The sequence below is a fragment of the Lederbergia sp. B243.17 genome (assembly GCF_057657925.1).
In genome coordinates this window covers 68,834-92,269 of the sequence record NZ_JBWBKF010000025.1, presented here as the reverse complement: position 1 = coordinate 92,269, position 23,436 = coordinate 68,834, and the positions used below count along the sequence as shown (strand labels likewise).

The 23,436-nt window shown below is 47.3% G+C and carries 24 protein-coding genes; all 24 read right to left on the bottom strand.

Annotated elements, in window-relative coordinates; all coding sequences use genetic code 11:
* Positions 1 to 50: 50 nt before the first annotated feature.
* The 24 genes from pyrR to AC0TWI_RS03675 all read right to left on the bottom strand — a co-directional run bounded on the left by pyrR (position 51) and on the right by AC0TWI_RS03675 (position 23,422).
* A complete protein-coding gene (pyrR, locus tag AC0TWI_RS03790) occupies positions 51 to 593 on the bottom strand; it encodes a bifunctional pyr operon transcriptional regulator/uracil phosphoribosyltransferase PyrR (protein ID WP_488125042.1) in 543 nt (180 codons plus the stop codon).
* Between the two features lie 190 nt (positions 594 to 783).
* Positions 784 to 1,695, bottom strand: coding sequence for an RluA family pseudouridine synthase (locus AC0TWI_RS03785; RefSeq protein ID WP_488125001.1), 912 nt, complete (start codon positions 1,693 to 1,695; stop codon positions 784 to 786).
* Positions 1,692 to 2,159 carry a signal peptidase II gene (gene lspA / locus AC0TWI_RS03780; RefSeq protein WP_488125000.1) on the bottom strand — a complete coding sequence of 156 codons (468 nt, stop codon included), beginning with the start codon at positions 2,157 to 2,159 and terminating at the stop codon, positions 1,692 to 1,694. Before lspA ends, AC0TWI_RS03785 begins: the two co-directional genes overlap by 4 nt.
* 158 nt (positions 2,160 to 2,317) lie before the next feature.
* Positions 2,318 to 5,080 carry an isoleucine--tRNA ligase gene (gene ileS, locus AC0TWI_RS03775; protein ID WP_488124999.1) on the bottom strand — a complete coding sequence of 921 codons (2,763 nt, stop codon included), beginning with the start codon at positions 5,078 to 5,080 and terminating at the stop codon, positions 2,318 to 2,320.
* Positions 5,081 to 5,452: 372 nt separating this feature from the next.
* Positions 5,453 to 5,962, bottom strand: a complete 510-nt coding sequence (locus AC0TWI_RS03770) for a DivIVA domain-containing protein (protein ID WP_488124998.1) — start codon at positions 5,960 to 5,962, stop codon at positions 5,453 to 5,455.
* Between the two features lie 82 nt (positions 5,963 to 6,044).
* Positions 6,045 to 6,821 (bottom strand): YlmH family RNA-binding protein, encoded by a 777-nt coding sequence (locus AC0TWI_RS03765; RefSeq protein WP_488125041.1) that lies wholly within the window; start codon positions 6,819 to 6,821, stop codon positions 6,045 to 6,047.
* A 77-nt stretch (positions 6,822 to 6,898) separates the two neighbouring features.
* Positions 6,899 to 7,162: a YggT family protein gene (locus AC0TWI_RS03760; RefSeq protein ID WP_488124997.1), complete on the bottom strand. Its 264-nt coding sequence runs from the start codon at positions 7,160 to 7,162 to the stop codon at positions 6,899 to 6,901.
* Positions 7,163 to 7,167: 5 nt separating this feature from the next.
* A complete protein-coding gene (locus AC0TWI_RS03755) occupies positions 7,168 to 7,611 on the bottom strand; it encodes a cell division protein SepF (RefSeq protein ID WP_488124996.1) in 444 nt (147 codons plus the stop codon).
* 16 nt (positions 7,612 to 7,627) lie between these two features.
* Positions 7,628 to 8,305 carry a YggS family pyridoxal phosphate-dependent enzyme gene (locus AC0TWI_RS03750; RefSeq protein WP_488124995.1) on the bottom strand — a complete coding sequence of 226 codons (678 nt, stop codon included), beginning with the start codon at positions 8,303 to 8,305 and terminating at the stop codon, positions 7,628 to 7,630.
* A gap of 122 nt (positions 8,306 to 8,427) precedes the next feature.
* On the bottom strand, positions 8,428 to 8,700 hold the full coding sequence (locus tag AC0TWI_RS03745; RefSeq protein ID WP_488124994.1) for a YlmC/YmxH family sporulation protein: 273 nt from the start codon (positions 8,698 to 8,700) through the stop codon (positions 8,428 to 8,430).
* 103 nt (positions 8,701 to 8,803) lie between these two features.
* On the bottom strand, positions 8,804 to 9,622 hold the full coding sequence (gene sigG, locus AC0TWI_RS03740) for an RNA polymerase sporulation sigma factor SigG (RefSeq protein WP_488125040.1): 819 nt from the start codon (positions 9,620 to 9,622) through the stop codon (positions 8,804 to 8,806).
* A gap of 105 nt (positions 9,623 to 9,727) precedes the next feature.
* Positions 9,728 to 10,447 (bottom strand): RNA polymerase sporulation sigma factor SigE, encoded by a 720-nt coding sequence (gene sigE / locus AC0TWI_RS03735; RefSeq protein ID WP_488124993.1) that lies wholly within the window; start codon positions 10,445 to 10,447, stop codon positions 9,728 to 9,730.
* A 22-nt stretch (positions 10,448 to 10,469) separates the two neighbouring features.
* A complete protein-coding gene (gene spoIIGA, locus AC0TWI_RS03730) occupies positions 10,470 to 11,393 on the bottom strand; it encodes a sigma-E processing peptidase SpoIIGA (protein ID WP_488124992.1) in 924 nt (307 codons plus the stop codon).
* 203 nt (positions 11,394 to 11,596) lie between these two features.
* Positions 11,597 to 12,751 carry a cell division protein FtsZ gene (ftsZ, locus tag AC0TWI_RS03725; protein WP_488124991.1) on the bottom strand — a complete coding sequence of 385 codons (1,155 nt, stop codon included), beginning with the start codon at positions 12,749 to 12,751 and terminating at the stop codon, positions 11,597 to 11,599.
* A gap of 37 nt (positions 12,752 to 12,788) precedes the next feature.
* Positions 12,789 to 14,078 carry a cell division protein FtsA gene (gene ftsA, locus AC0TWI_RS03720; RefSeq protein ID WP_488124990.1) on the bottom strand — a complete coding sequence of 430 codons (1,290 nt, stop codon included), beginning with the start codon at positions 14,076 to 14,078 and terminating at the stop codon, positions 12,789 to 12,791.
* Between the two features lie 130 nt (positions 14,079 to 14,208).
* Positions 14,209 to 14,565 (bottom strand): small basic family protein, encoded by a 357-nt coding sequence (locus AC0TWI_RS03715; RefSeq protein ID WP_488124989.1) that lies wholly within the window; start codon positions 14,563 to 14,565, stop codon positions 14,209 to 14,211.
* A 2-nt stretch (positions 14,566 to 14,567) separates the two neighbouring features.
* Complete coding sequence (locus tag AC0TWI_RS03710) at positions 14,568 to 15,293, bottom strand: DUF881 domain-containing protein (protein ID WP_488124988.1); 726 nt, start codon at positions 15,291 to 15,293, stop codon at positions 14,568 to 14,570.
* Position 15,294: 1 nt separating this feature from the next.
* Entirely contained in the window at positions 15,295 to 15,990 is a 696-nt protein-coding gene (locus AC0TWI_RS03705) for a DUF881 domain-containing protein (protein WP_488124987.1), read from the bottom strand.
* The gene (locus AC0TWI_RS03700) at positions 15,987 to 16,763 is read right to left on the bottom strand and encodes a cell division protein FtsQ/DivIB (RefSeq protein ID WP_488124986.1); all 777 of its coding nucleotides are present in this window, start codon (positions 16,761 to 16,763) and stop codon (positions 15,987 to 15,989) included. The genes AC0TWI_RS03705 and AC0TWI_RS03700 overlap by 4 nt, the downstream gene beginning before the upstream one ends.
* 183 nt (positions 16,764 to 16,946) lie before the next feature.
* On the bottom strand, positions 16,947 to 18,047 hold the full coding sequence (gene murG / locus AC0TWI_RS03695) for an undecaprenyldiphospho-muramoylpentapeptide beta-N-acetylglucosaminyltransferase (RefSeq protein ID WP_488124985.1): 1,101 nt from the start codon (positions 18,045 to 18,047) through the stop codon (positions 16,947 to 16,949).
* 221 nt (positions 18,048 to 18,268) lie between these two features.
* On the bottom strand, positions 18,269 to 19,369 hold the full coding sequence (gene spoVE, locus AC0TWI_RS03690; protein ID WP_488124984.1) for a stage V sporulation protein E: 1,101 nt from the start codon (positions 19,367 to 19,369) through the stop codon (positions 18,269 to 18,271).
* Positions 19,370 to 19,447: 78 nt separating this feature from the next.
* Positions 19,448 to 20,821, bottom strand: a complete 1,374-nt coding sequence (gene murD / locus AC0TWI_RS03685; protein ID WP_488124983.1) for a UDP-N-acetylmuramoyl-L-alanine--D-glutamate ligase — start codon at positions 20,819 to 20,821, stop codon at positions 19,448 to 19,450.
* 1 nt (position 20,822) lies between these two features.
* Positions 20,823 to 21,797 (bottom strand): phospho-N-acetylmuramoyl-pentapeptide-transferase, encoded by a 975-nt coding sequence (mraY, locus tag AC0TWI_RS03680; RefSeq protein WP_488124982.1) that lies wholly within the window; start codon positions 21,795 to 21,797, stop codon positions 20,823 to 20,825.
* Between the two features lie 155 nt (positions 21,798 to 21,952).
* Positions 21,953 to 23,422 (bottom strand): UDP-N-acetylmuramoyl-L-alanyl-D-glutamate--2,6-diaminopimelate ligase, encoded by a 1,470-nt coding sequence (locus tag AC0TWI_RS03675; RefSeq protein ID WP_488124981.1) that lies wholly within the window; start codon positions 23,420 to 23,422, stop codon positions 21,953 to 21,955.
* Positions 23,423 to 23,436 lie beyond the last annotated feature (14 nt).

Below are 23,436 nucleotides of genomic sequence, written 5' to 3'. Positions count from 1 at the left end.
ACAGCGAACTCCTTTGCCAGTCTCTCGTACTGATTTAAAAGGAAGTTTGTTTATTCGTTTTTATAAATGCTTACTTGATCCATCTCGTCTTTTTCGGCTAGTTCAACGACTACGCGCTCCTGGCTGGAGGTCGGCAGGTTCTTGCCGATGAAATCCGCCCTGATCGGCAGCTCGCGATGTCCCCTATCCACAAGTACGGCAAGCTGGATCTGGGATGGGCGTCCCATGTCCATCAGCGCATCCATCGCAGCTCTGACGGTTCTGCCTGTATACAATACATCATCGACGACAATAATTTTTTTATCTGATATATCGAAGGGAATGTCAGAACCTTTCACTTCCGGCTCTGCCTCCTGGTTCTTGAAGGTCAAATCGTCACGGTAGAGTGTAATATCCAGTTCACCGACCGGAATCGACTCTCCCTCGATCGCTTCAATCCTGCTGGCGATCCGGTTTGCCAGGAAAATGCCCCTTGTCTTAATACCGACAAGTGCACAGCCTTCAACCCCTTTATTTCGCTCAATAATTTCATGGGCCACCCTTGTCAGCGCCCGCTGAATGGCTTTCTCATCCAGAACAACCGCCTGTTGCATCATGCCATAACCACCCCATTCTGATAATTCAAAAGCCCTCCCGCCGAGGCGAGAGGGCATACTTACTTGCAGACTGGCGCAATGCAGCACGGAGCCGCATGCAAAATCCCGTATCCTTCCAAGCCTCACTGGACTTTGTTAAAGGTCCTTATTCAACTATCAACAACTATAATACTGAACATGCCGGCTGTCAATCATTATCCCTCAATTTGTTCAGCAATGTCTCGTAAGGTGCCGGCAGAGGAGCGGAAAACTCAATGTATTCCCCGCTTCGCGGGTGGATGAAGCCGAGAACGCCGGCATGCAGCATTTGTCCATCTGTGTTGAGCGTCTTTTTTGGTCCATATTTTGGATCGCCGACAAGCGGATAGCCGATATATTTCATATGGACGCGAATCTGGTGTGTCCGTCCGGTTTCCAATACACATTCGACAAATGTATACTCCCCGAGCCGCTCCAGAACATTGAAATGCGTAACCGCATGTTTCCCACCTTCGACGACCGCCATACTTTGCCGCTCGTTCTTATCTCTGGCGATCGGTGCGTCGATCGTTCCGTGGTCATGCTGAATATTGCCATGGACTAGCGCAAAATACTTTCGGGTAACCGATTTGTCGACAAGCTGATTGACCAGCTTCTCATGGGCCATATCATTTTTCGCAACCATCAGCAGTCCAGACGTGTCTTTATCAATGCGGTGTACGATTCCCGGCCGCATGACCCCGTTAATACCGGATAGGTCTTTACAATGGGCCATCAACCCGTTGACAAGCGTTCCGCCCGAATGGCCGGGTGCAGGATGAACTACCATCCCTTTCGGCTTGTTTACGACAAGCACATCTCCGTCCTCGTAATAAATATCGAGATCCATTTCTTCAGGTTCTACATCAAGCGTTTCCGGTTCAGGGATTTCCACCTTGATCTGATCCTCAGCGGAACATTTATAATTGGCCTTTTCAGCCTTTCCGTTCACCGTTACGAGACCGTCGCGGATCCAGATCTGGATCTGTGACCTTGACCAGTCTGCCGAAACGCCTGCAAGCAGTTTGTCGAGCCTTTGGCCGGATTCGTTTTCTGTGACAATGTGCTCTATTTTGTTCATATCGTTTTCCTCTTCTCTTTCCTTTCTTCAATAAACATGACAATCAGCAGCATGATGACCCCAACAGTCAGGGCCGAGTCGGCAATATTAAAAATCGGGAAATCGTAGGAAAAGATATACGTATCGATGAAGTCGACTACTTCCTTACGGAACAGACGATCGATAAAATTGCCGATCGCTCCGCCTAAAATGAAGGCGAGGCTTGCCTGGAACATCGGTTTCCCTTTTGCATGTTTTTCCATATAATAAATGATTCCTGCCACAACGATCACAGTAATAATATAAAAGAGCCACATCTGGCCCTGGAGCATTCCCCATGCAGCCCCTTGATTCCTGTGAGAGGTAATATGGAAGAAATTCGGTATGACAGCAATACTGTCGCCGATTTGCATGTTTTTGACGATCAGCCATTTGGTGAACTGATCAAGTGCGACGACGAACAGAGCAAGTACATAATAGCCCAATGGACAAACCTCCGAATCGATTAAATTATCCTCCGTGCATTTTACCACATCTGGAAAAAATAAAATAGCACAATAGAAGAAGGCCCAGCCATCTGGCGCCCGGCAGTGAACAAACTGCGAACAGGACGCTTGGCTGGGCCGAATGGACAAGCTGCCGCTTATCCGTTGATTTCTTTTACAACTGCTGCACAGCGAGGGCAAAGCGTTGGATGATCCGGATCTTCGCCAACCTCCGGCGATACGACCCAGCATCTTTCACATGTTTCCCCTTCTGCTTTGCTGACTACGATCGCAGCATGCGGAAGTTTCACCGCATTTTCCGGAGCTTGATCATAGGATCCGGAGATTTCAAAACCGGAAACAATGAACAGCTGCTTCATGCTTTCCGTGATGCTTTCAAGCAAGGATTTCGTTTCGTCATCGACATAAAGCGAAACTTTTGCAGTCAGCGATTTGCCGATCAGCTTGGCGTTACGCGCTTCCTCAAGAGCCTTCAGCACATCGTCTCTTACATCCAAGAAAACATTCCACTTCGCTTCGATTGCTTCAGCATCAGGAATTTCTTTATGTTCCGGCATATCCGTCAATTGGACGCTCAATTCCTCAGCTCCCGGGATAAAGGACCAAACTTCATCTGCTGTATGCGGAAGAATCGGCGACAGCAGTTTCGCAAGCACAGTTACGGTTTCGTACATGACTGTCTGCATCGCTCTGCGCTCAAAGTTGTTTTCGCTTTCGATGTACAGGACATCCTTGGCAAAATCCATATAGAATGAACTCAGATCAAGCGTGCAGAAATTGTTGACCGCATGGTAGATCGTTGAGAACTCGTAGTTTTCGTAGGAATCTTCCACTTCTTTAACAAGATTATTCAGCCGTACGAGCAGGAACTGGTCGACCTCGCGCAGGTTCGCAAATGCAATCGCATCTTTCTCTGCGTTGAAGTCAAACAAGTTGCCGAGAAGGAAACGGAACGTATTGCGGATTTTTCTGTACACTTCGCTGACCTGCTTCAAAATTGGATCGGATACCCTCACATCCGCCTGATAATCAACCGAGGCGACCCAAAGGCGGAGAATCTCAGCGCCGAGCTGATTCGTCACTTTCGATGGCAAAATGGTATTGCCCAATGACTTACTCATCTTTCTGCCTTCTCCGTCAAGGGCGAAACCGTGGCTCAGCACGCCTTTATAAGGAGCCTCGCCTGTTACGGCTACGGCCGTTGTAAGTGAAGAGTTGAACCAGCCGCGGTACTGGTCGGAGCCTTCCAAATACAGATCGGCAGGACGGCGCAGTTCCGGCCGCTCCACAAGCACTGCCTGATGGGAGGAACCAGAATCGAACCAAACATCCATGATGTCCGTCTCTTTTTCGAAGTTCCCGTTCGGGCTGCCCGGATGGGTGAATCCTTCCGGCAATAAATCTTTCGCATCCCGTTCAAACCAAATATTTGATCCATGTTCACGGAAAAGATCAGCTACATGGGCAATGGTCTCTTTCGTAATGATTTCTTCACCGTTTTCAGCATAGAAAACAGGAATCGGAACGCCCCATACACGTTGGCGGGATATACACCAGTCGCCACGGTCACGGACCATATTGAACAGCCTCGTCTCGCCCCAGTGCGGTACCCATTTGACTTCCTTGATCGCCTCAAGCAGTTCCTCGCGGAAGTCCTTGATGGATGCGAACCACTGGGCGGTCGCACGGAAAATAACCGGTTTTTTCGTCCGCCAGTCATGCGGATAAGAGTGGGTAATAAAGTTCAATTTGAGCAGGGCGCCTACTTCCTCAAGCTTCTCTGTGATCGGTTTGTTTGCTTCATCATAGAATAGCCCTTCAAATCCAGGTGCTTCCTCCGTCATTCTTCCTTTATCATCAACAGGGCAGAGAACGTCAAGCCCGTATTTTTGTCCGACATAGAAGTCATCTTCCCCATGGCCCGGAGCCGTATGGACGCACCCTGTACCAGAGTCGGTCGTAACATGCTCACCGAGAACGACGAGAGAGCTTCGGTCATAGAAAGGATGTTTTGCTGTCATCTTCTCCATTTCCGAACCTTTTACTGTCTTCACTTTTTCAACGTCTTCCCAACCAATCACTTCCGCCACTTCATCGAGAAGAGCTTCAGCAACAACATACAGATTGTCGCCGACTTTCACTTCGACATACTGAAGGTCAGGATGAACTGCGATACCAAGGTTGGCCGGAATCGTCCAAGGTGTCGTCGTCCAGATGATGATGTTTGCCCCTTCGTCAAGAACACCTTTGCCATCCTGGATAGCGAACGCAACATAAATGGATGGCGAACGCTTATCCTGATACTCGATTTCCGCTTCTGCGAGCGCGGACTCTGAAGATGGGGACCAATACACCGGTTTCTTCCCCTTATAGATATAGCCTTTTTGTGCCATCTCGCCAAACACCTTGATCTGTTGGGCTTCATATTCCGGTTTTAGCGTGATATATGGATTTTCCCAATCTCCCCTGACGCCGAGCCGTTTGAACTCACGGCGCTGATTGTCGATCTGCTCGAGGGCATACGTTGTACATAGCTCACGGAATTCTGCAACGGTCATCTCTTTACGCTTGACACCTTTGTTTGTCAGCGCCTGTTCGATTGGAAGGCCGTGAGTATCCCAACCCGGTACATATGGAGCACAGTAACCGGACATCGACTTATAGCGGACGATGAAATCCTTCAATGTTTTATTAAGAGCGTGGCCCATATGAAGATCGCCGTTCGCGTAAGGCGGTCCATCATGGAGGATGAAGAGCGGTCGATCCTTCGTCCGTTCCTGCACTTTCTCATAAATGTTCATTTCAGCCCAGCGTGCCTGGATTTCCGGCTCTTTTTTCGGCAGGTTTCCGCGCATCGGAAAATCTGTTTTCGGCATTCTCAGTGTTTCTTTGTAATCCATTTTTCTTCCTCCTATCCTATCCGGCTTTTTGCCGGATACTATCCGTTTTGTCCTTCTGTTCCGGCAGGAAAATAAAAAAACCTCCTCATCCCAATAGGGACGAGAAGGTTATATTCCCGCGGTACCACCCAAATAGACAATCACTTGTCCGCTCATTCCCGTATCGTGGGCTGGCCGCCGTCGTTTACTTGCCTTAGGGCTTTCCATTCCGGAACTCGAGGGTGATGCTTCAACTTTCCCGTCCTTCCGGCTTCCACCACCCCGGAATCGCTATAAGAAGACGATTGAAAATCTACTGTCCCTGTCATCGTTATGTGTATTCGCTTTTGTAAATATCAATAGTATATGCGAAAGACTTTCAGCAAGTCAAGATTAGTCTTCGACTTCCTGCAACGCCTTCAGTTCTGTCGCATCGACTTCAAATTCCATCAAATGATCCCAGTCCTCATTGTCGATCAGGTCAAGCTGAGCTTCAATCAGCATTTTAAACCGGGTGCGGAATACTTTCGACTGCTTCTTCAAATCTTCAATTTCCATCGCAATTTTCCTTGCTTTGGAGAGCGATTCATTTACGATCCGGTCGGCGTTTTTTTCCGCTTCCCTAATGATCAGCTTTGCTTCTTTCTGTGCATTGCCCCGCACTTCCTCCGCTGCTTCCTGGGCAACCATGATCGATTTGTGCAATGTGTCTTCGATATTGCTGAAGTGCCCAAGGCGTTCGTCCATCGAAGAAAGCTTTGCTTCCAATTCTTTCTTCTCACGGATCAGAAGTTCAAAGTCCTTGATGATTTGGTCAAGGAACTCATTCACTTCATCCTCATCATACCCGCGGAAACCTTTGCTGAACTCTTTATTATGTATATCGACTGGCGTTAACGGCATTATGCCACCTCCACTGCTTCTTCCAAAATCATTACTGTTATTATACAAAATTTCGACGCAAAAGGGCGGTATTTCACAAAAATTATTTCAAAATGCCCAGCTGAATCCTCCATTTGTCCTTTTTTGTCTGACCCAAAATGGCGGTTAATTTACAGCGGCCATGCCCTCTAACAGAAAGAATGTCACTTTCCCGGCATTCCTCAGCCGGATTTTCGGATTGTTTCCAGTTTAGTTTCACGGCTCCATGCTGGATAAGTGCCTGAGATTTCTGCCTGGAAAGCTTGAACGCAGCTGCCACAACAGCGTCAAGTCTTAATGAGCTAGAAGTGGATTCGAGCTCCTGCCACTTTTCATCGCTTTCTATTGCTTCGGAGAGCGCTATCCTTTGCAGTTGGACACTCGCTTTACCGATCTGCTTCAGCTCCATGAACATATAGGACTCGACCTCTGCGGCTGCAAAAAACTGGATTCTCGTTCCATTGATTAAAATATCTCCGAACTTCTCTCTTTTTAGGCCAAGAGACATCATCGATCCAAGGACCATCCGATGATCTAGGCTGAAAAACTTCTCCGGATAATTGATTTCATACAGGCCTATAGAGAAATCCACTTCTTCAGGTACGAAATAAGCAGGATAGATAAGAGCCCTTTTCCGTTCTCCATCTTCGCTTCCGCCAAACAGACTTTGCTGAACCTCATCCTCATGTCCAAGCAGCGACTGCAAAATAAACTGCTGACGCGGATCAAGAAAATCCGTCAGCTTCGGTGCATATCGGCCGGCAACTTGCTCTTTCCATTGTAGCACCTGGTCAACAAATTCTTTCTCCCCAGGCCTGAAATGCTGGTATATATGTGACAAATACTGCACCTCAATTCCTTCAAATAAAAAAGGAAAGCGGCTGCTATCCTTTTCTTATAAGTCTCGGTTCAACTCGTTTATGCGAGCCAGTAGTAAAGCTCACCCAGACCCCTTGTAGCCAAATTAAGCACGAAAAAAGCTACGAGCGGTGAAATGTCAATCATGCCGATTGGGGGGACAATTCTTCGAAATGGTTCAAGATACGGCTCACAAATTCTCGCAAAGAATTGGCCGATCGTTGTTTCACGCGCATTCGGAAACCATGACATCAAAATATATATGATCAGCGCGTATGAATAATATTGTATCAGTTTTGCAATGAGTAATATGACTGTACCCATAAACCTTAAGACCACCTCGTATCAAAATCATTTTCATCTAGCAGCTGTGAGATATTTCCTGACACTTCAACATTATCCGGCGTGCAAAGGAATATTTCACTTCCCACTTTTTGTATATCTCCATTGATTGAATAGACTGCGCCGCTTAAAAAGTCGACGATGCGAACTGCCTGGTCCCGCTGAATCCTCTGCAGATTCACAAGAACTGCACGGCGATTAACAAGATGGTCGGCAATTTCCTGTGCTTCTGCATAAACTCGCGGTTCAACAAGGACAACTTTAGACGATTTCTGTACGCTTTGCAGACTCACGACATTTTGGGCTTGCTTTCGCCCGCTTGCCGGTTTTGTCTCCTGAACAGGCTCCTCTTCCTTGACGACCTGCTCCTCGACGTATTCATATTCATCTTCCAGCATAAAAAAGTTTTTAAACTTTGATTTCATACCCATTTTTGATGCCTCCTTTTCAGTCCTCACCAACGAGCGCGGTTCCGATTCTGATAAATGTAGCGCCTTCTTCAATTGCAATCATATAATCATTTGACATGCCCATCGACAGCTCTCGGCATGGAGCATGCTCCAAGTTCAATTCCTCCGCTTCGGACTGGAGTGATTTCAGCCTCCGGAAACAAGAACGGATTTTCTCATCATCATCCGTAAGCGGCGCCATTCCCATTAGGCCGACAACCTTAATGTTTGGGTATTGGGCGATCTCCCTTATGAAATCGATCACCTTATCCGGCTCAACCCCATGTTTGGACTCTTCACCAGAAATATTAACTTGGACGAAACAGTGGATTTTGTTTCCGTCTGCCCTCTTATCAATTTCTTTTGCAAGCGAGTGCCTGTCCAAAGAGTGGATATACGACACATTCCCAATCACTTGTTTCACTTTCCGCGTTTGCAGTGAGCCGATAAAATGCCAGATCGCACTCTCACCGAGCACTTCCCTCTTAACTTCCAAACCGGTCTCCCGATTCTCACCAAGATGGCGGATGCCGGCATCTACGGCTTCTTTCGCGCGTTCCGCTGTCACATATTTCGTCACCGCGATAATCTTTACCTCTTCAGGACTGCGGTCCGCCCTTCTGCATGCTTCGTTTATGTTCTGCATAATTTTCTCAAGCTTATCGACAACTTTCATCCTTCAAACTCCTAGTTTTATCATAATTCTTCATAAACTATTTGCGTATCCGGCAAAACAGCAAAACTGTGCAAGATTATTTACTAGTGTACCATAAAAGCCTTTCTTCCCAAAGCCTTATCTCAATCTTTCGGTTCGCCCAGCTGATGCTGCATGACCTGCTGGCTGTTCAGTCTGACAAGGATGACATCGGTGCCGATTTTCATGATTTGGTTCCATGAAATCATTATTTCTTCTTCTCTGCCGAAAAAGCCGAGCAGTTTACCTGCCCCTCCGACGATCACCGTTTCGATTCTCCCTGTTTCTAAGTTTATTTCAATATCTCCAATGTTTCCGAGTTTCTTACCGTCTGATATATTGACAACATCTTTCAGCTGAAATTCCGAAATCCTCATGAATATCCCCTCTTCCTTCCCCTTTATACTAATGTATGCCGGAGGACAGGCCCTTCATGAATAGATAAAACCGGGCTGCCCTATTGGGAGTCCGGTTTCTTTATTACTGGATATTTTTATTCATTTGTTTAATTGCCGCTTTTTCCAGGCGGGACACTTGAGCTTGTGAAATTCCGATCTCGTCAGCGACCTCCATTTGGGTCTTGCCTTGGAAAAACCGTTTATGCAAAATCATTTTTTCACGATCCGTCAGCTTCTCCAAACCGTCGTGGAGGGCAATCTCTTCAATCCATTGACTGTCCCTGCTCTTTTCATCACTCAACTGGTCCATGACAAAAATCGGATCCCCGCCATCATTATAAATCGGTTCAAAAAGCGAAACAGGATCTTGAATGGCATCAAGCGCAAACACGACTTCTTCGTGCGGAATGCCCAACTCCTTGGCAATCTCGCCCGCTGTCGGCTCCCTTGATGTTTTCGCCATCAGCCTCTCCCGCGCCTGCAATGCTTTATATGCGATATCACGGAGTGACCTGGATACCCGAATCGGGTTGTTGTCCCGTAAGTACCTTCTGATTTCCCCGATGATCATCGGCACTGCATAAGTGGAAAAACGAACATTCTGATTTAAATCGAAATTGTCGATCGACTTCATTAAACCAATGCAGCCGACTTGGAAAAGGTCATCGACATATTCGCCTCTGTTATTAAATCTTTGGATGACACTCAGAACGAGCCTCAAGTTGCCATTCACTAGTTTCTCCCTGGCCGTTAAGTCCCCTTCTTGCATTTGCCGCAAAAGTTCCCGCATTTCTTCGTTTTTGAGGACAGGGAGCTTGGAAGTATCCACACCGCATATGACTACCTTGTTCCGCTTCAACTTTTTCCCTCCTTGCAGGAGCTGCTTTACAAAATAAAGTATCTCCGCAGGAGGAAAATCTATGCATCTGTAATGTAGCGATTCTTGTGTTCCCTTTGCCTCATCCCTTGCCGTTGCGGCTCAATTCGGCAATAAAATATTTCTTTTTTACACCATTTTATTGAATTCCTTCCTCAGTCTTTTGATGATCCTTTTTTCCAGGCGGGATATATACGATTGGGAAATGCCAAGCATGTCCGCTACATCTTTTTGAGTCTTTTCCTCTCCGCCTGCAAGGCCGAAACGGAGTTCCATAATTTGCTTTTCCCGATCCGTCAGCTTAAGCAGTGCAGTAAACAGTAGTTTCTTATCAACTTTCGCTTCCAGATTCCGTGTAATGATATCTTCATCCGTTCCCAAAATATCGCTGAGCAGCAACTCATTGCCGTCCCAATCGATATTCAGCGGTTCATCGAATGACACTTCCGACCTTGTCTTATTGTTTCTCCTTAAAAACATTAAAATTTCATTTTCAATACAGCGAGATGCATATGTAGCAAGCTTGATTTTCTTTTCTGGGTTAAACGTGTTCACCGCTTTGATCAATCCGATGGTACCGATGCTGATCAGGTCTTCTATGTTGATTCCTGTATTTTCAAACTTCCTGGCAATGTAGACGACAAGGCGCAAGTTCCGCTCAATTAAAATCGACCTTGCCTCCATATCCCCTTTTGGGAGCCGCAGCAGCAAGCTTTCCTCTTCATCTTTTGACAAGGGCGGCGGCAACGCCTCACTACCGCCGATATAATAAATTTCATCCGGGCGGATTTTCAGTTTTACGAGCAGCTTTAGCCAGAACGATTGTAATTTTAGCCGGATCGTTTTCAAACCTTCCCCCTCCTTCCCTTTTCTATGACGCGGAACGTACGAGGCCTCCCGCAGCCATTAGCGGATGAATGATGCATTGGAATTCTCCGCTTGCCGAAAGACTCTGCCCTGTAAAGACAACTAAGCCGTTTTGGATCATCCTTTCCTCCCGGTCAATGATCGTAATCGTATCCGGTTTAAAAGCGCAAAGGAGCTGATGCTTCCTCCCTAGCGACTGGGCAGGGATGAGCCGCATCTTCTGTACCCAAGCTTCTGGAAGTGAAGATGCCGCCTCCAATGCTGAATATTGCTCCGCCGCCAGTTGAACAATCTCCTCCGGCACCTTCTCTTCCTGTCCTACCGTGGAGAGTATCATGACGGGCGCTTTCGAGATGGGATCCAGCAACCCATTTCCGCTGTCGACCATCCCTTTTGCCTTCAGAGTGGTTCCATTTATAACGATTTTGACATCTGCCAGTACATCGTAGGCTATGTTTGCAGCCGTGACGGCTCCGACTCTTCTTTTGGAAAAATACCAGGCAACCGGAAAGGCGAGTATTACAAACAGCCAGCTGATCGGATCGCCAAATCCGTTTAGACTTTGCAAAAATACTGCCGTCTGCATATCAAGATCAAATACAAGAAAATAATGAGTGCCGAGCAAAATCCCACCCATCAGAAAAGTGGCGAAATATAAGGTGAGTAAGCCGGCCCAAAAATGCTTCGCCCTCTTCCATCCGAAAGCGGCAAGTATCATACAAACTGACACTGCCAGTTTTGCGAGCGGGTGGCTGAAGTATCCAGCCTGCGGACTAAGACTCGCAAACACGACGAGAGACCCGATCAGACCTCCGGCGAAAATCCTCCATATTGAAACGAAACGCTTTAAGAAAATGGATGTCATCCATAGCAGCAAGCTATCCACCAGAAAATTAAGCAGCCAGATCAGATCGAGATATAGCGTCACCACACCCCCTCCTCTCTAAATGAGAATGCCGATGTCCTAAAAAAAGTATAGTACAAGCCAACAGAGGTTTCTGTCAGTTCCTCGGGCTGAATCATTGGAAGTTTTCCCGAATTAAGTCTAACGCTTACAAAAAGGGCGTCCTGCTATTTTCAACAAACAAAAAAAGACCGGGCATATCCATGCCCGGTCCTTCGGTTTCCAAATTATCGTCTTCTATTGCGGTTGCGCAGGAATGTCGGGATGTCCAACGTATCCTCGACCGTCTGATTTGATCTTGGCTGCTGCTGCTGTTCCTGCGGCTCTTCCCTTCTCGGTTCACGGACAGGCGCTTGTTGCTGTGTCTGTGCCGGGCGCGGCTGGGAATGTCCAAATGAAGGACGCTGCTGCTTAAGTTGTGGAGCCGCAGAATCCGAAAATCCTGTTGCGATGACAGTTACGACGATTTCGTCTTTCAAATCGTCGTTAATCACTGAACCGAAAATCATATTGACTTCCTGATCAGAAGCAGAAGCAACGATATCAGCCGCTTCCTGTACTTCGTAAAGGCTCAGGTTAGTACCACCCGTGATGTTCATCAGCACACCTTGAGCCCCATCAATGGATGTTTCAAGCAATGGCGAGGAGATCGCCTTTTTAGCCGCTTCGGCTGCACGGTTCTCGCCAGTCGCGACACCAATACCCATCAATGCGGACCCTTTGTTCGTCATGATTGTTTTCACGTCTGCAAAGTCGAGGTTGATCAGTCCCGGCACCGCGATCAGGTCGGAAATGCCTTGTACACCTTGACGGAGAACATTGTCCGCTTCACGGAACGCTTCAAGCATCGGCGTGCTTTTGTCGACAATTTCGAGAAGGCGGTCGTTCGGGATAACGATTAATGTATCGACAGCTTCCTTCATAGATTCGATTCCGCCGCCTGCCTGGCTCGAACGTTTTCTGCCTTCGAAAGAGAATGGACGTGTCACAACACCAACAGTCAGTGCTCCAAGATCGCGGGCAATCCTAGCGATGACTGGTGCAGCGCCTGTGCCTGTTCCGCCGCCCATTCCGGCCGTTACGAATACCATATCTGCGCCTCTGAGCGCCTCTTCAATCTGTTCCTTGCTTTCTTCGGCGGCTTTTTTGCCTACTTCAGGATTGGCACCGGCTCCAAGTCCGCGGGTAAGCTTTGCACCGATCTGCATCTTGATTTCCGCTTTCGACAGGTTTAGTGCCTGTGCATCTGTATTGACTGCAATGAACTCGACGCCTTGTACGTCATGTTCGATCATTCGGTTCACCGCATTGTTGCCGCCGCCGCCGACACCGATTACTTTTATTGTCGCTAGAGAATCTAAATTTGTATCAAAATCCAACATGGCCAGTCCTCCTATATTGTTTAATCAGCCGGTTGTCCTATTCAAAGAAATATCCGAAGAATTTTTTCACTTTGACAGACATTTTATCGTCCGGGTTCTTTTCCGCTTTCTGTTTAGGTGCGCCTGCCTTTACAGGACGCTTTTCGGGCACTTCATTCGTGATATGCACCGGTGCGGAGGAAACATTCCTTCCTTGCAGTCGTGCGTTTTTATAAGCATATTTGATCAACCCGACAGCAGTCGCAAACTGAGGTTCGCGGACACCGATATAGTCAGGGATCGCGATTCTCACCCGGTTTTGGAAAATCACCTGGGCAAGTTCCATCACACCAGGCATATTGGCTCCGCCGCCGGTCAGCACGAGGCCGCCTGGCAAATCGGAAACTCCCATTCTCTTAAACTCGTTTTGAATGAGATCATAGATTTCTTCCATCCTGGCTTCTATGATATCAGATAATTCCAGCTGGTTAAACTGCTGATGCTGGTCACTGCCAATGATAGGCACGCTGAAAATCTCGTCTTCTGACGCCTGGTCATAGAAGGCATGGCCATATTTCAACTTGATCTTTTCTGCATCTTCGGTGGCTGTCCGTAGACCGATCGACAGGTCTTTCGTGATATGTTCCCCGCCGACAGGAATGACACTGACTCCTTTTATGTACCCTTGGTCAAAGACGGCAACGGTAGTGGAACCGCCGCCCAGATCAATCAGAGCTGTACCGAGATTTTGCTCATCTTTCGACAATGCTGCCGAAGCAGCAGCAACCGGCTGAAGGATGATGTCAACGATTTCAAGCCCTGCTCGTTCCACACAGCGAAGTGTGTTATGTAAAATGGTCTTCGACCCTGTAATCATGATCCCTTCAAGTTCAAGGCGAACACCGATCATCCCTCGTGGGTCTGTAATTTCGTCAAGTCCGTCAACGATGAATTGGCGCGGAATCACATGGATAATTTCCCTTTCCGGGGGAATAGAAATAACTTCGGCAGCGTCAAGCACTCTTGCGACATCATCGTCTGTGATCTCCCTGTTCTCACTAGCAACAGCAACAACTCCGTGGCAAGGCTGAAGCCCCACATGATTGCCTGTTATGCCGACGATGACCTGCCTGATTTGCATCCCGATCATTCGCTCAGCTTGTTCTACCGCTTTTCTGATCGACTGAACCGTTTCATCTATATCAACAATGGACCCTTTTCTGATGCCTTCTGCCTTTGATGTGCCAACGCCAATAATATTCAATGAATCATTGGCCATTTCTCCAATAATCACTTTAACCGTGGACGTACCGATGTCTAAGCTGACATATACTTCACTGTTGTTCATTCCGCGGCACCCCCTTTTCCCTTCCTTATCTCTTTATTCACATTCATTTGCTTCATTTGTAATCATCCTTGAGTATACTTTATTAAAATAATTCGTCACAAGTGGTGGTTTTCCTGTCTCTTCTTTAATATTATTTCTTTTTTTCATTAAATGCCGACCATCTGCTCAGTAAAATTCTGCGAATCACCGCGATATTTTGAAAGAGCCGGACGCCAAAGGCGAAAATGGCAGCTAAATATAAGTCTACACCAAGATGGACACCTAGAAAAGCTAAACTTGCTGCCAGCAAAATATTAAAGAAAAAACCGGAAACAAATACTCGCTGATCATATTGATTTTGCAAATAAGCGCGCATCCCACCGAAAAGGGTATCAAGGGCTGCCAGTACAGCAATTGATAAATAATTCGCGTATTCATCAGGCACTCTGATATCAGTCAACAGTCCCAGAAGCACACCGATCAATAATCCGAGGATGGGGAGCCACATCGTCACTTCTCTCCTTTTTCGTTCACAGGTTCCATGCCGTGAATCGTTATTGGCTCCGAATAGGCAGGTATGGAGACCCGCTGAAGAGGCTCTGACACTTTTACCCGAAGATTATCGATAAAAAAGTCTTCGATCGAAGGTGATATTTGCATCCGGTTGTAGATTTTGCCTGCCTGTTCCATATTATCAGCCGTAATATAAATTACAAATGGCAGGTCCCGGAGCGCATGGGTGCCGACGACCGTCTCTCCATTTATATCGCGGATGACAGTCGAGTTGATCAGCCTTTCACCATCGATTGAGATATGCCTCGCCCCGTATCGGTTTAATTCATTTACCAGCCTCTTCAAGATGACGGGCGATACACCTTCAACCTCTTCCCCGAGCAATAGTGCTTCGTTTACCGGCTCGATGGTCAGCTTAATACCCGGGCCCGTCACCTTCGTCAGGCCAGCCTCTTCCTTCAACACTTGAATCGTCTGCTTCAGCGCCTCTTCCTTGCTGCCAAAAATCTCTGATTCATAGTCATGGATTTTCAGTTCATTTGCTCGTATTTCATTGATGAGCTTTGACTGCAGATCCATCTCTTTTGTCAGCTCCTGCCGCAATTCCCATGTATCCGAAGGATCCTCCGCGGCCGGTTCGTTGACTGTCTGAAACTGGACGGCAACCATGACACCGATAATAAATGCAATGATGGTAAAATAAAGTTTAGACCGGTTTTTCATTCTACTGCGCCTCTCCCAGTGCCGGCTCCATCGTCACTTGTTTTTTCTTCTCCAGCGTAAAAACAACATTATCATTCACAAGCTGATCACGGACACCGCCTTGGATGGATAAAGCTCCCGCGAGAACATCCGGGTTGCCGATTGCCGTAATCCGGAACGGAGCAGGATACTGATTCCCATCGACTGTGATGACCGGGCCATTGCAGACGATATAGGAATGATGGTAAATCCTCTGTCCATTTACTGCGACGGCGTCCGCCCCGGCAATCAGCAGCTCATTTATCACATTGAACACATGATGTTCATGCACGATATACAGGTTTGCATTTTCGCTGGACCGGTTCTTTCCGTCATCCAGTTTCACTTCAACCCCAGGTCCTTTGACTCCCACTTTCCCGAGGAACATCCGGTATTTCTCCGCTTCGGATGCCAGCTTTGCCATGCCGGTCTTCTCATCGGATAAATCTTTTTCAAGCTCGACCACTTTCCCCTGCTTGTCATATAACTCTTGCTGAAGTCGGCGGTTTTCATCCTGTTGACCAATCAGCTGCTTCCGAAGCTCATTTTCTTTCGAATAGCGCAAGTCAAGCAAACTATTTTCACTGCGCTGCCCAAGCTGGCTATAGGAAAAGGCGAGAATAAAACCGAAGACGAGGAATACAATGGAAAATACAACGTTTCTTCTTTTTCTGTTCACTCTTCCTCTTCACCCTCTGTTTCTTCCGGTTCAAATGCTTTGAAATAAGAGCCTACCTCAAGGTCTATGACTCCCTTGACGTCCTTATCAAGCTGACTGACGATGGATGGATAATGTACCATCTTTTCAGCAAAGGTCGGGATGGTTGCGGTTATTTCATTGCCGTCATTCATATAAGCATGAATGGCATAGCGGTCTGTTTTTTTTGGTTGATAATGAATTTCGGATATGGCTGTCAAAATCTCAGTCGGAAGAGCGGTCAATTGCTCTGTAAGATCCGTCAAGATGTCGCCGCTTTTAAAGCTGAATAACAATAGCGCCTCCGATTCAGGAGTATGTCCACTTTCATCCCCCAGTATCTTCCCATTCTCGAGCAAAGGCCGATAACCTTTTCCATTCGAAAGGTAGGCAACTGTTTTGAATTCTTCTACAACAATTTCGACCTTATTGGGAAACGTGAAATGCACTTCCGCTTCTTTTATTTGCGAAAAATCCTTTAGTTTTTCCGCCGCGCCCGAAAAATCACTTTTCCATAAATGTTCGCCAGGTTTTAATCCGCTCTTGTCTTCGATTTCTTTGGCACTCAACGTGCGATTTCCCTGGATATCGATCTTTTTTATGTGGCTGAGAGGCGATTGAAAATAGACGACAAGCACAATCAGAAAGAAGAAAAGGGAAAGCAGGAAAATCAGACGCCTGTTTGCCTTCCTTTTCCTATGCTGCTTTATCTTCGGTATCCGGTCCTCAAGGGAGAGAACTTTCCCTTTTTCCATATACACTTCCCCTTTTGCACCGGCCTTATCTGATTTGTCCGGCCGGTGATTTTGCCTGCAGTTCACTGACAACTAATGATTGCGGTGCCCCGTTCGCCGGATGTCCGCCGCTATATGTACAATCGCTTCCTCTCCGGAAGCATTCCAGCGACTTGTCTATTGTATGAAGCTCCTCTAAAGGAATCAAGAGTCCTTTTTTGCCAATTCAAGCATCATTTGGAACAAACGCTGTGCTGCGTCAGGAATGCCAAGCTCACTGGATGCTTCACCCATCAACTTTCTCTTGTTGTCATCAAGGAGAATGGCATCGAGTGTTTCAACGAGGCGCTGCCCGGTCAGTTCGGTTTCCTTAATCATGGTTGCAGCACCCGAACTTGTGAGAGCCTGCGCGTTTTTTTCTTGGTGGTTATTCGTCACATAAGGACTCGGAATAAGGATAGATGGCAGCCCGAGTGCTGTTATTTCTGCAATCGACGTGGCGCCTGCCCGGCCGACTACAACATCCATTCTGCCAAGAATATCTTGCATATTATGAATGAACGGCTTAATGGATATGTTAGATGCCTCGCCGAGTAACGACGCTTCCTTCATGACATCATTATAGTGGACATCCCCTGTTACATAAAGCACTTGATACGGCTTGCCCGCAAGAGCGGTCAACGACTTAAGAACCGCATCGTTTATCGGCCTTGCACCTCTGCTCCCGCCGAAAATCAGTGCGGCAGGGAGATCATCCCGAAGGCCGACTTCTTTTAAAGAACCAGTCCCCTGCTTTCCAGCTACTTCCGAGGCACGTGGATTCCCTGTCATTACCACTTTTTCCTCAGGGAAATACTCTTTGACCGATTCAAAGCAGATGGCAACCTTGTCAACATAACGGCTAAGGAACTTGTTGGTTAAACCAGGCACACTGTTCTGCTCATGTATAATCGTTGGTATTTTTCTTTTTGCACCGGCATATACGACAGGCGCACAAACATACCCTCCTGTTCCGATCACAACGTCCGGATTGAATTCTTTCAGCATTTTTTTGCTTAAGGAAACACCTTTCATAAAACGGTATACTGTCTTGATGTTCTCAAACGAGATTGAGCGCTTAAAACCGGTGATATCAATTGTTCGAAAAGGAATGCCTTCTCTTTTTACCAATTTCGATTCCAGTCCGGCTTCTGTACCGATGTACAGAAATTCAGTATCTGGATACTCTTTCTGAATAGTACGGATCAACGCAAGGGCAGGGTAGATATGACCGCCCGTTCCGCCGCCGCTGATTGCAATTTTCATATAGCACCTCATCAACAATTGTAATCGTCCGCCGCGTTTGCTTCGGTAAAGTAACTTCTATTTTATCAAAGATATAACTATAGTTATCTTACTATATTTTATCAATGTTGTTACATTGTATCACCTTATTCTCTGACAAAAACTCCTTAAGGGCAAAAGAGCAGAGACGAACCTCATACGGTTCGTCTCTGCTCTCTTTTCTGCATCTTAAATAGGGGTAATCAAATCCTTGAATAACGGCTAATGTTCAGCAGGACGCCGACAGCCATCAGCATCAGGGTCAAGGAAGACCCGCCATAACTCAGAAAAGGCAGTGTGATGCCTGTTACAGGCATCAGGCCAGTCACCACTCCGATATTAATCATTACTTGCACAGCAATCATGGAAATAATGCCAACAGCCAGGAAACTGCCATAAAGATCCGGCGCCCCGAGAGCGATCCGGATCCCCCTCCATAAGAGCAGGGCAAACAGCAACAAAACGAGACTTCCGCCGATGAACCCCAGTTCTTCCGCCACTATCGCGAAAATAAAATCTGTCTGCGGTTCAGGCAGATAGAAAAATTTTTGCCTGCTCATTCCAAGCCCCAATCCGAGTAATCCCCCCGGCCCGATTGCATACAGCGACTGGATAATCTGAAAGCCGCTGCCAAGCGGGTCTTGCCACGGGTCTAGAAAAGATGTAATCCGAGCAATCCGGTAAGGAGCGGAGGCAATCAGGGCAACAAAACCGGCAATACCGATCAGCCCCAGAAAAGCGAAGTGCATGATCCTGGCACCGGCAATGAAGATCATGATTATCGATGTTGCTACCATCACAGTGCCTGTCCCTAAATCGGGCTGGAGCATGATCAGGCCAAAGGCAAGAAAAACAAGGGAAAAAGATGGCAGCAGCCCTTTTTTCACGGTCGTGATGTGGCGCTGGTGCTCAGACAAAAACTTCGCCAGGTAGATGATGATCGCCATTTTGATAAATTCGGACGGCTGAATAGAAAACGCACCGACGCCGATCCAGCTGCGCGATCCGTTCCTCTCCATCCCGATTCCGGGAATGAGCACCGCGATTAATAGCACGAAGCAGATGATGAGAAGCGGTTTTGCCCATTTTCGCCATGTCCAGTAGTCGATGTTCATGATAAACAGCATGGCAGCAAATCCGACGCCGGCAAATAATAATTGCCTCTTGGCGAAATAAAAGGAATCATTCGATTTAAAATCGGCCCAAATGGCACTCGCGCTATAAACCATGATCAGACCAAGAGCCAGCAACGTCAAAGCGGCGAAGATCAACAGAAAGTCGGGCGACGATTTTTTAACAGGCATTCAAGCAACACCAGCCTCACCTTTATTAGAGCCATGCTGCCAAGCCTGCAAATGATGCCTGTCTTCTTCTGTAATGCTTCAGCAGTGGTCCATGCTCTCTTTTAGCTTATGCACGGCCTCCATGAAAATATCACCGCGGACTTCAAATGTCCGGTATTGATCCCAGCTCGCACACGCAGGCGACAAGAGAATCACGTCTCCAGGTGCGGATACTTCAAATGCGGCAGGCACAGCATCAGCCACATTATCGACATGGATGATCGTTTCTATTCCTGCCCGTCGTCCGGTCTCAGCAAGTTTTTCGGCAGTTTCTCCGAAAACAACCATTGCTTTCACGTTGTTCTCCAGTTCAGGGATAAGTTCATCGAATCCAACGCCGCGGTCAAGGCCCCCCGCCAACAAAATGGTCGGCTGGCTGAACGCATCTAGTGCACATTTTGCTGCGAGATTGTTTGTCGCTTTTGAGTCATTATAAAACTTCCTGCCCAAAAACTCCGTGACAAACTGAGTCCGGTGCTTCACTCCTGCAAATGTGGACAGCACTTGCACAATTGCCTCATTCGAGACTCCCGAAAGCTTTGCTGCTGCCACAGCCGCTAAAATATTTTCCTGATTATGGGCCCCTGGCAGCACAATCTCATTAAGAGCAACTACCGGTTCCCCTTTGAAAACGACCATGCCATCCTTAATCGAGCAGCCGTCATTGATAAAACCTTTTACCGAGAACGGTACTATCTGCGAGCGAACGGCTGAAATCTTATTCATTAGATGAGGTTGGTCCGCATTGATGATCAAAAAATCTTCGGCAGTCTGATTTTTAGCGATGTTCAACTTTGCTTGATGGTACTCATCAAGTGAGTGATGGTAGTCAAGATGCGCTTCATAAAGATTTAGGATCACTGCAATTTTCGGACGGAAATGCTCGATTCCCATCAGCTGAAAAGAGGACAACTCAACTACCATCGTATTTTCAGGTGCGGCAATTTGCGACACTTCGGAAGCGACAGTGCCGATATTGCCTGCGATCAGCGGCTGCTTTTTGTCCGCTTCGAGCATCTTGAATATAAGCGTTGTTGTCGTCGTTTTTCCATTCGTGCCCGTAATCCCAATTATCTCTGCGTCAGACGTTTCATACGCCAACTCGATTTCTGTAATAATTGGAATACCGAGCTTCACAGCACCTTCAACGAGTGGATTGGTATAGGGGATGCCGGGATTTTTGACGATGAGTTCAAAACCTTCATCCAGCAGTTCGACAGGATGGCTCCCGCAAACAACTTTAATCCCTTGTTCCAACAGGCCTTGTGCTTCAGGATTTTCGTTGAACGGTTTGTAATCATTCACCGTGACGAATGCCCCAAGCTTATGGAGCAGAGAAGCAGCCACGACGCCGCTTTTAGCCAGGCCGAGAACCAATATTTTCTTATGCTTATATTTATCGATCGCTTTCATGTTACATCCACACCTCTATATAGATTCCCAGTACGGCAAACAGCAGGCCGACTGACCAGAACGTCACGACAACCCGCCACTCGGACCAGCCAGATAATTCATAGTGATGATGCAGCGGGCTCATTTTGAAAATTCTCTTCCCTGTCGTTTTGAAAGAAATGACCTGCAAAATGACGGAAAGCGTTTCGATGACAAATACACCGCCGATCAGCAGCAAAATGAATTCAAACTTGGTCATGATGGCAATCGCCGCAATGACTCCGCCTAACGCGAGCGAGCCGGTATCTCCCATGAATACTTTCGCTGGGTGGGCATTGAAAACAAGGAAACCAAGCACGGCGCCAACAACTGCCACTGAGAAAAGGGCGATGTCATATTGTGACTGGCTCCAAGCGAGGATGCCGAACGCACCGAATGCAATGGCAGCTGTACCGGAGACAAGACCGTCCAAGCCATCTGTCAGATTGACGGCATTGGAAAAACCGACGAGCCAGAAGATGAGGAAAATCATATAACCCCATCCAAGATCAAAGGACAGATTTCCAAATGGCAATGTAATAGTTGTATCAAAGCCGGTCGAACGTAATAAGAAGTAGAAAAGCAGTGCGATGACAACCTGGCCAAGCAACTTTTGCTTTGAAGTCAGTCCAAGATTCCGCTTGAGTACAATCTTGATAAAATCATCCAAAAAACCGACAAGCCCGTAGCCTGCCAGGACGAGCAGGAGCAGCCATGTATCACGGCCGGGCTCAGAGTATTTCCAGGTCATGATCAATGTTGTCGCAATGACGGATAAAATGATCAAGATTCCACCCATCGTCGGTGTGCCGCTTTTCTTATAATGTGATTTCGGGCCTTCCACCCGAATGCTCTGGCCGAATTTGAGCCGTCTCAAAAACGGTATGAACAGTGGTGACAGCAGCACAGAGATGAGAAAAGCCATGATTATGGAAAATAGAATGACGCGCTCCATCATTGTCTCCCTCTCCTGTCCTGTCCGAAACTGGAACATGCTTTTTTATTTTTTTTGTGTGTGCTTGCATAAATTTTAATCATATTCTTATCTTTTCCCCATTATCCTTTTTTGTAAGTCCTGTTGCACGCTTGCCTGCCAGGCAGGCACCACTCGACTCATCGGTGTTCTGCCCTGGCCTTGATTGCGCTTCTTGCTTCGATCCGGTCATCAAAGTCCAATATCTTACTGCCGACGATCTGATAGGTTTCATGCCCCTTACCGGCAATCAGGATGACGTCGCCTGATGATGCCTTTTCAACGGCATGGCGGATTGCTTCCCTGCGGTCCGGGATAGAAATATAGTTCTTGCCTTCGACCCCTGCTTCCATATCCTTCAGAATGGCAGCCGGATCCTCGCTTCTCGGATTATCAGACGTAAACACCGGATCGGTGGAATATCGGCAGGCGATTTGTGCCATAAGCGGGCGCTTTGACCTGTCTCTGTCCCCACCGCAGCCGACAACCGTGAATACTCTGCCTTCAGCAAATTGGCGGACTGTCTTAAGCACATTCTCCAGTCCATCCGGTGTATGGGCATAGTCAACAATTACTGCGAAATCCTGGCCCTCCTGGACCGCTTCGAACCTGCCCCCTACCCCTTTTGCACTTTCAGCAGCACGGAGAATCACTTCCATCTCAAGCCCTGATACGTAAGCAGCTGCAATCGCAGCAAGGACGTTATACACATTGAAATTGCCAATCAGCTTCAATGAGACACGTTTTTCACCCTCTGGCGAATGCAAAGTAAAATGAGTTCCCGAACCGTCAAGGGAAATATCAGACGCGCGGAAATCAGCGGCATTTTCGATACCGTAAGTCACGATATGGGCAGCCGTGTCTGTCATATACTCGTTTGCAGCCTCATCATCCGCATTTAGGACAGCGAATTTGGGGCTGTCTTCCCGATAGGCATTGCCAAGCCTGGAGAAAAGGAGACCTTTGGCACGTCTGTATTCATCCATCGTCTTATGGTAGTCCAGGTGATCCTGAGAAAGATTCGTAAAGACTGCAACATCAAAATCGCAGCCGTCCACTCGTCCCTGCACCAAACCATGTGAAGAGACTTCCATAAATGCCGATTGAACCTTGCTTTCCGCCATTTGTGAAAAAATCGCTTGAAGTCCCGCACTGTCGGGTGTCGTATTTTTCGATTCAAGAGTCTGGTCGCCAATTTTAGTATACATCGTACCAATCAAGCCTGTACGCTGCCCCGCCTCCTGAAAAATATGTTCAAGGAGATGAGTGGTCGTTGTTTTTCCATTTGTTCCTGTAACGCCGATCAGATGAAGCTTCTGGGTTGGATGGCCGTAAAACGCATCCGCCAAGATGGCGAGCGTTTTTTTTGTATCCCGAACCTTGACGACGGGAACATTCGCATCGACATCTTTCTCTGCCAAAATAGCCGCTGCTCCTTGTTTTGCCGCTTCAGCCGCAAAGGAATGGCCATCAAGAGCATGCCCGGAGATGCAGACAAAGAGGCTTCCCTCAGTAACGTTCTTGCTATTATTCGTAATTCCTGTGATTTCAGGATTCTCTTCAGGCAAAGCAGCAAACGGAATCGCCTTTAATAACGTATGTAAATTCATTGCTTCAATCCCTT

What these genes read in the sequence shown, in the direction of transcription:
- AC0TWI_RS03755 (WP_488124996.1), bottom strand. Translation starts at nt 7,611, where the DNA reads ATGGGTATGAAATCAAAGTTTAAAAACTTTTTTATGCTGGAAGATGAA.
- mraY (WP_488124982.1), bottom strand. Translation starts at nt 21,797, where the DNA reads ATGATGGAGCGCGTCATTCTATTTTCCATAATCATGGCTTTTCTCATC.
- AC0TWI_RS03675 (WP_488124981.1), bottom strand. Translation starts at nt 23,422, where the DNA reads ATGAATTTACATACGTTATTAAAGGCGATTCCGTTTGCTGCTTTGCCT.
- AC0TWI_RS03710 (WP_488124988.1), bottom strand. Translation starts at nt 15,293, where the DNA reads ATGAAAAACCGGTCTAAACTTTATTTTACCATCATTGCATTTATTATC.
- AC0TWI_RS03770 (WP_488124998.1), bottom strand. Translation starts at nt 5,962, where the DNA reads ATGCCGTTAACGCCAGTCGATATACATAATAAAGAGTTCAGCAAAGGT.
- ftsZ (WP_488124991.1), bottom strand. Translation starts at nt 12,751, where the DNA reads ATGTTGGATTTTGATACAAATTTAGATTCTCTAGCGACAATAAAAGTA.
- AC0TWI_RS03700 (WP_488124986.1), bottom strand. Translation starts at nt 16,763, where the DNA reads ATGGAAAAAGGGAAAGTTCTCTCCCTTGAGGACCGGATACCGAAGATA.
- murD (WP_488124983.1), bottom strand. Translation starts at nt 20,821, where the DNA reads ATGAAAGCGATCGATAAATATAAGCATAAGAAAATATTGGTTCTCGGC.
- AC0TWI_RS03715 (WP_488124989.1), bottom strand. Translation starts at nt 14,565, where the DNA reads ATGTGGCTCCCCATCCTCGGATTATTGATCGGTGTGCTTCTGGGACTG.
- spoVE (WP_488124984.1), bottom strand. Translation starts at nt 19,369, where the DNA reads ATGCCTGTTAAAAAATCGTCGCCCGACTTTCTGTTGATCTTCGCCGCT.
- AC0TWI_RS03750 (WP_488124995.1), bottom strand. Translation starts at nt 8,305, where the DNA reads ATGAAAGTTGTCGATAAGCTTGAGAAAATTATGCAGAACATAAACGAA.
- AC0TWI_RS03760 (WP_488124997.1), bottom strand. Translation starts at nt 7,162, where the DNA reads ATGGGTACAGTCATATTACTCATTGCAAAACTGATACAATATTATTCA.
- AC0TWI_RS03745 (WP_488124994.1), bottom strand. Translation starts at nt 8,700, where the DNA reads ATGAGGATTTCGGAATTTCAGCTGAAAGATGTTGTCAATATATCAGAC.
- AC0TWI_RS03785 (WP_488125001.1), bottom strand. Translation starts at nt 1,695, where the DNA reads ATGAACAAAATAGAGCACATTGTCACAGAAAACGAATCCGGCCAAAGG.
- murG (WP_488124985.1), bottom strand. Translation starts at nt 18,047, where the DNA reads ATGAAAATTGCAATCAGCGGCGGCGGAACGGGCGGTCATATCTACCCT.
- ftsA (WP_488124990.1), bottom strand. Translation starts at nt 14,078, where the DNA reads ATGAACAACAGTGAAGTATATGTCAGCTTAGACATCGGTACGTCCACG.
- ileS (WP_488124999.1), bottom strand. Translation starts at nt 5,080, where the DNA reads ATGGATTACAAAGAAACACTGAGAATGCCGAAAACAGATTTTCCGATG.
- pyrR (WP_488125042.1), bottom strand. Translation starts at nt 593, where the DNA reads ATGCAACAGGCGGTTGTTCTGGATGAGAAAGCCATTCAGCGGGCGCTG.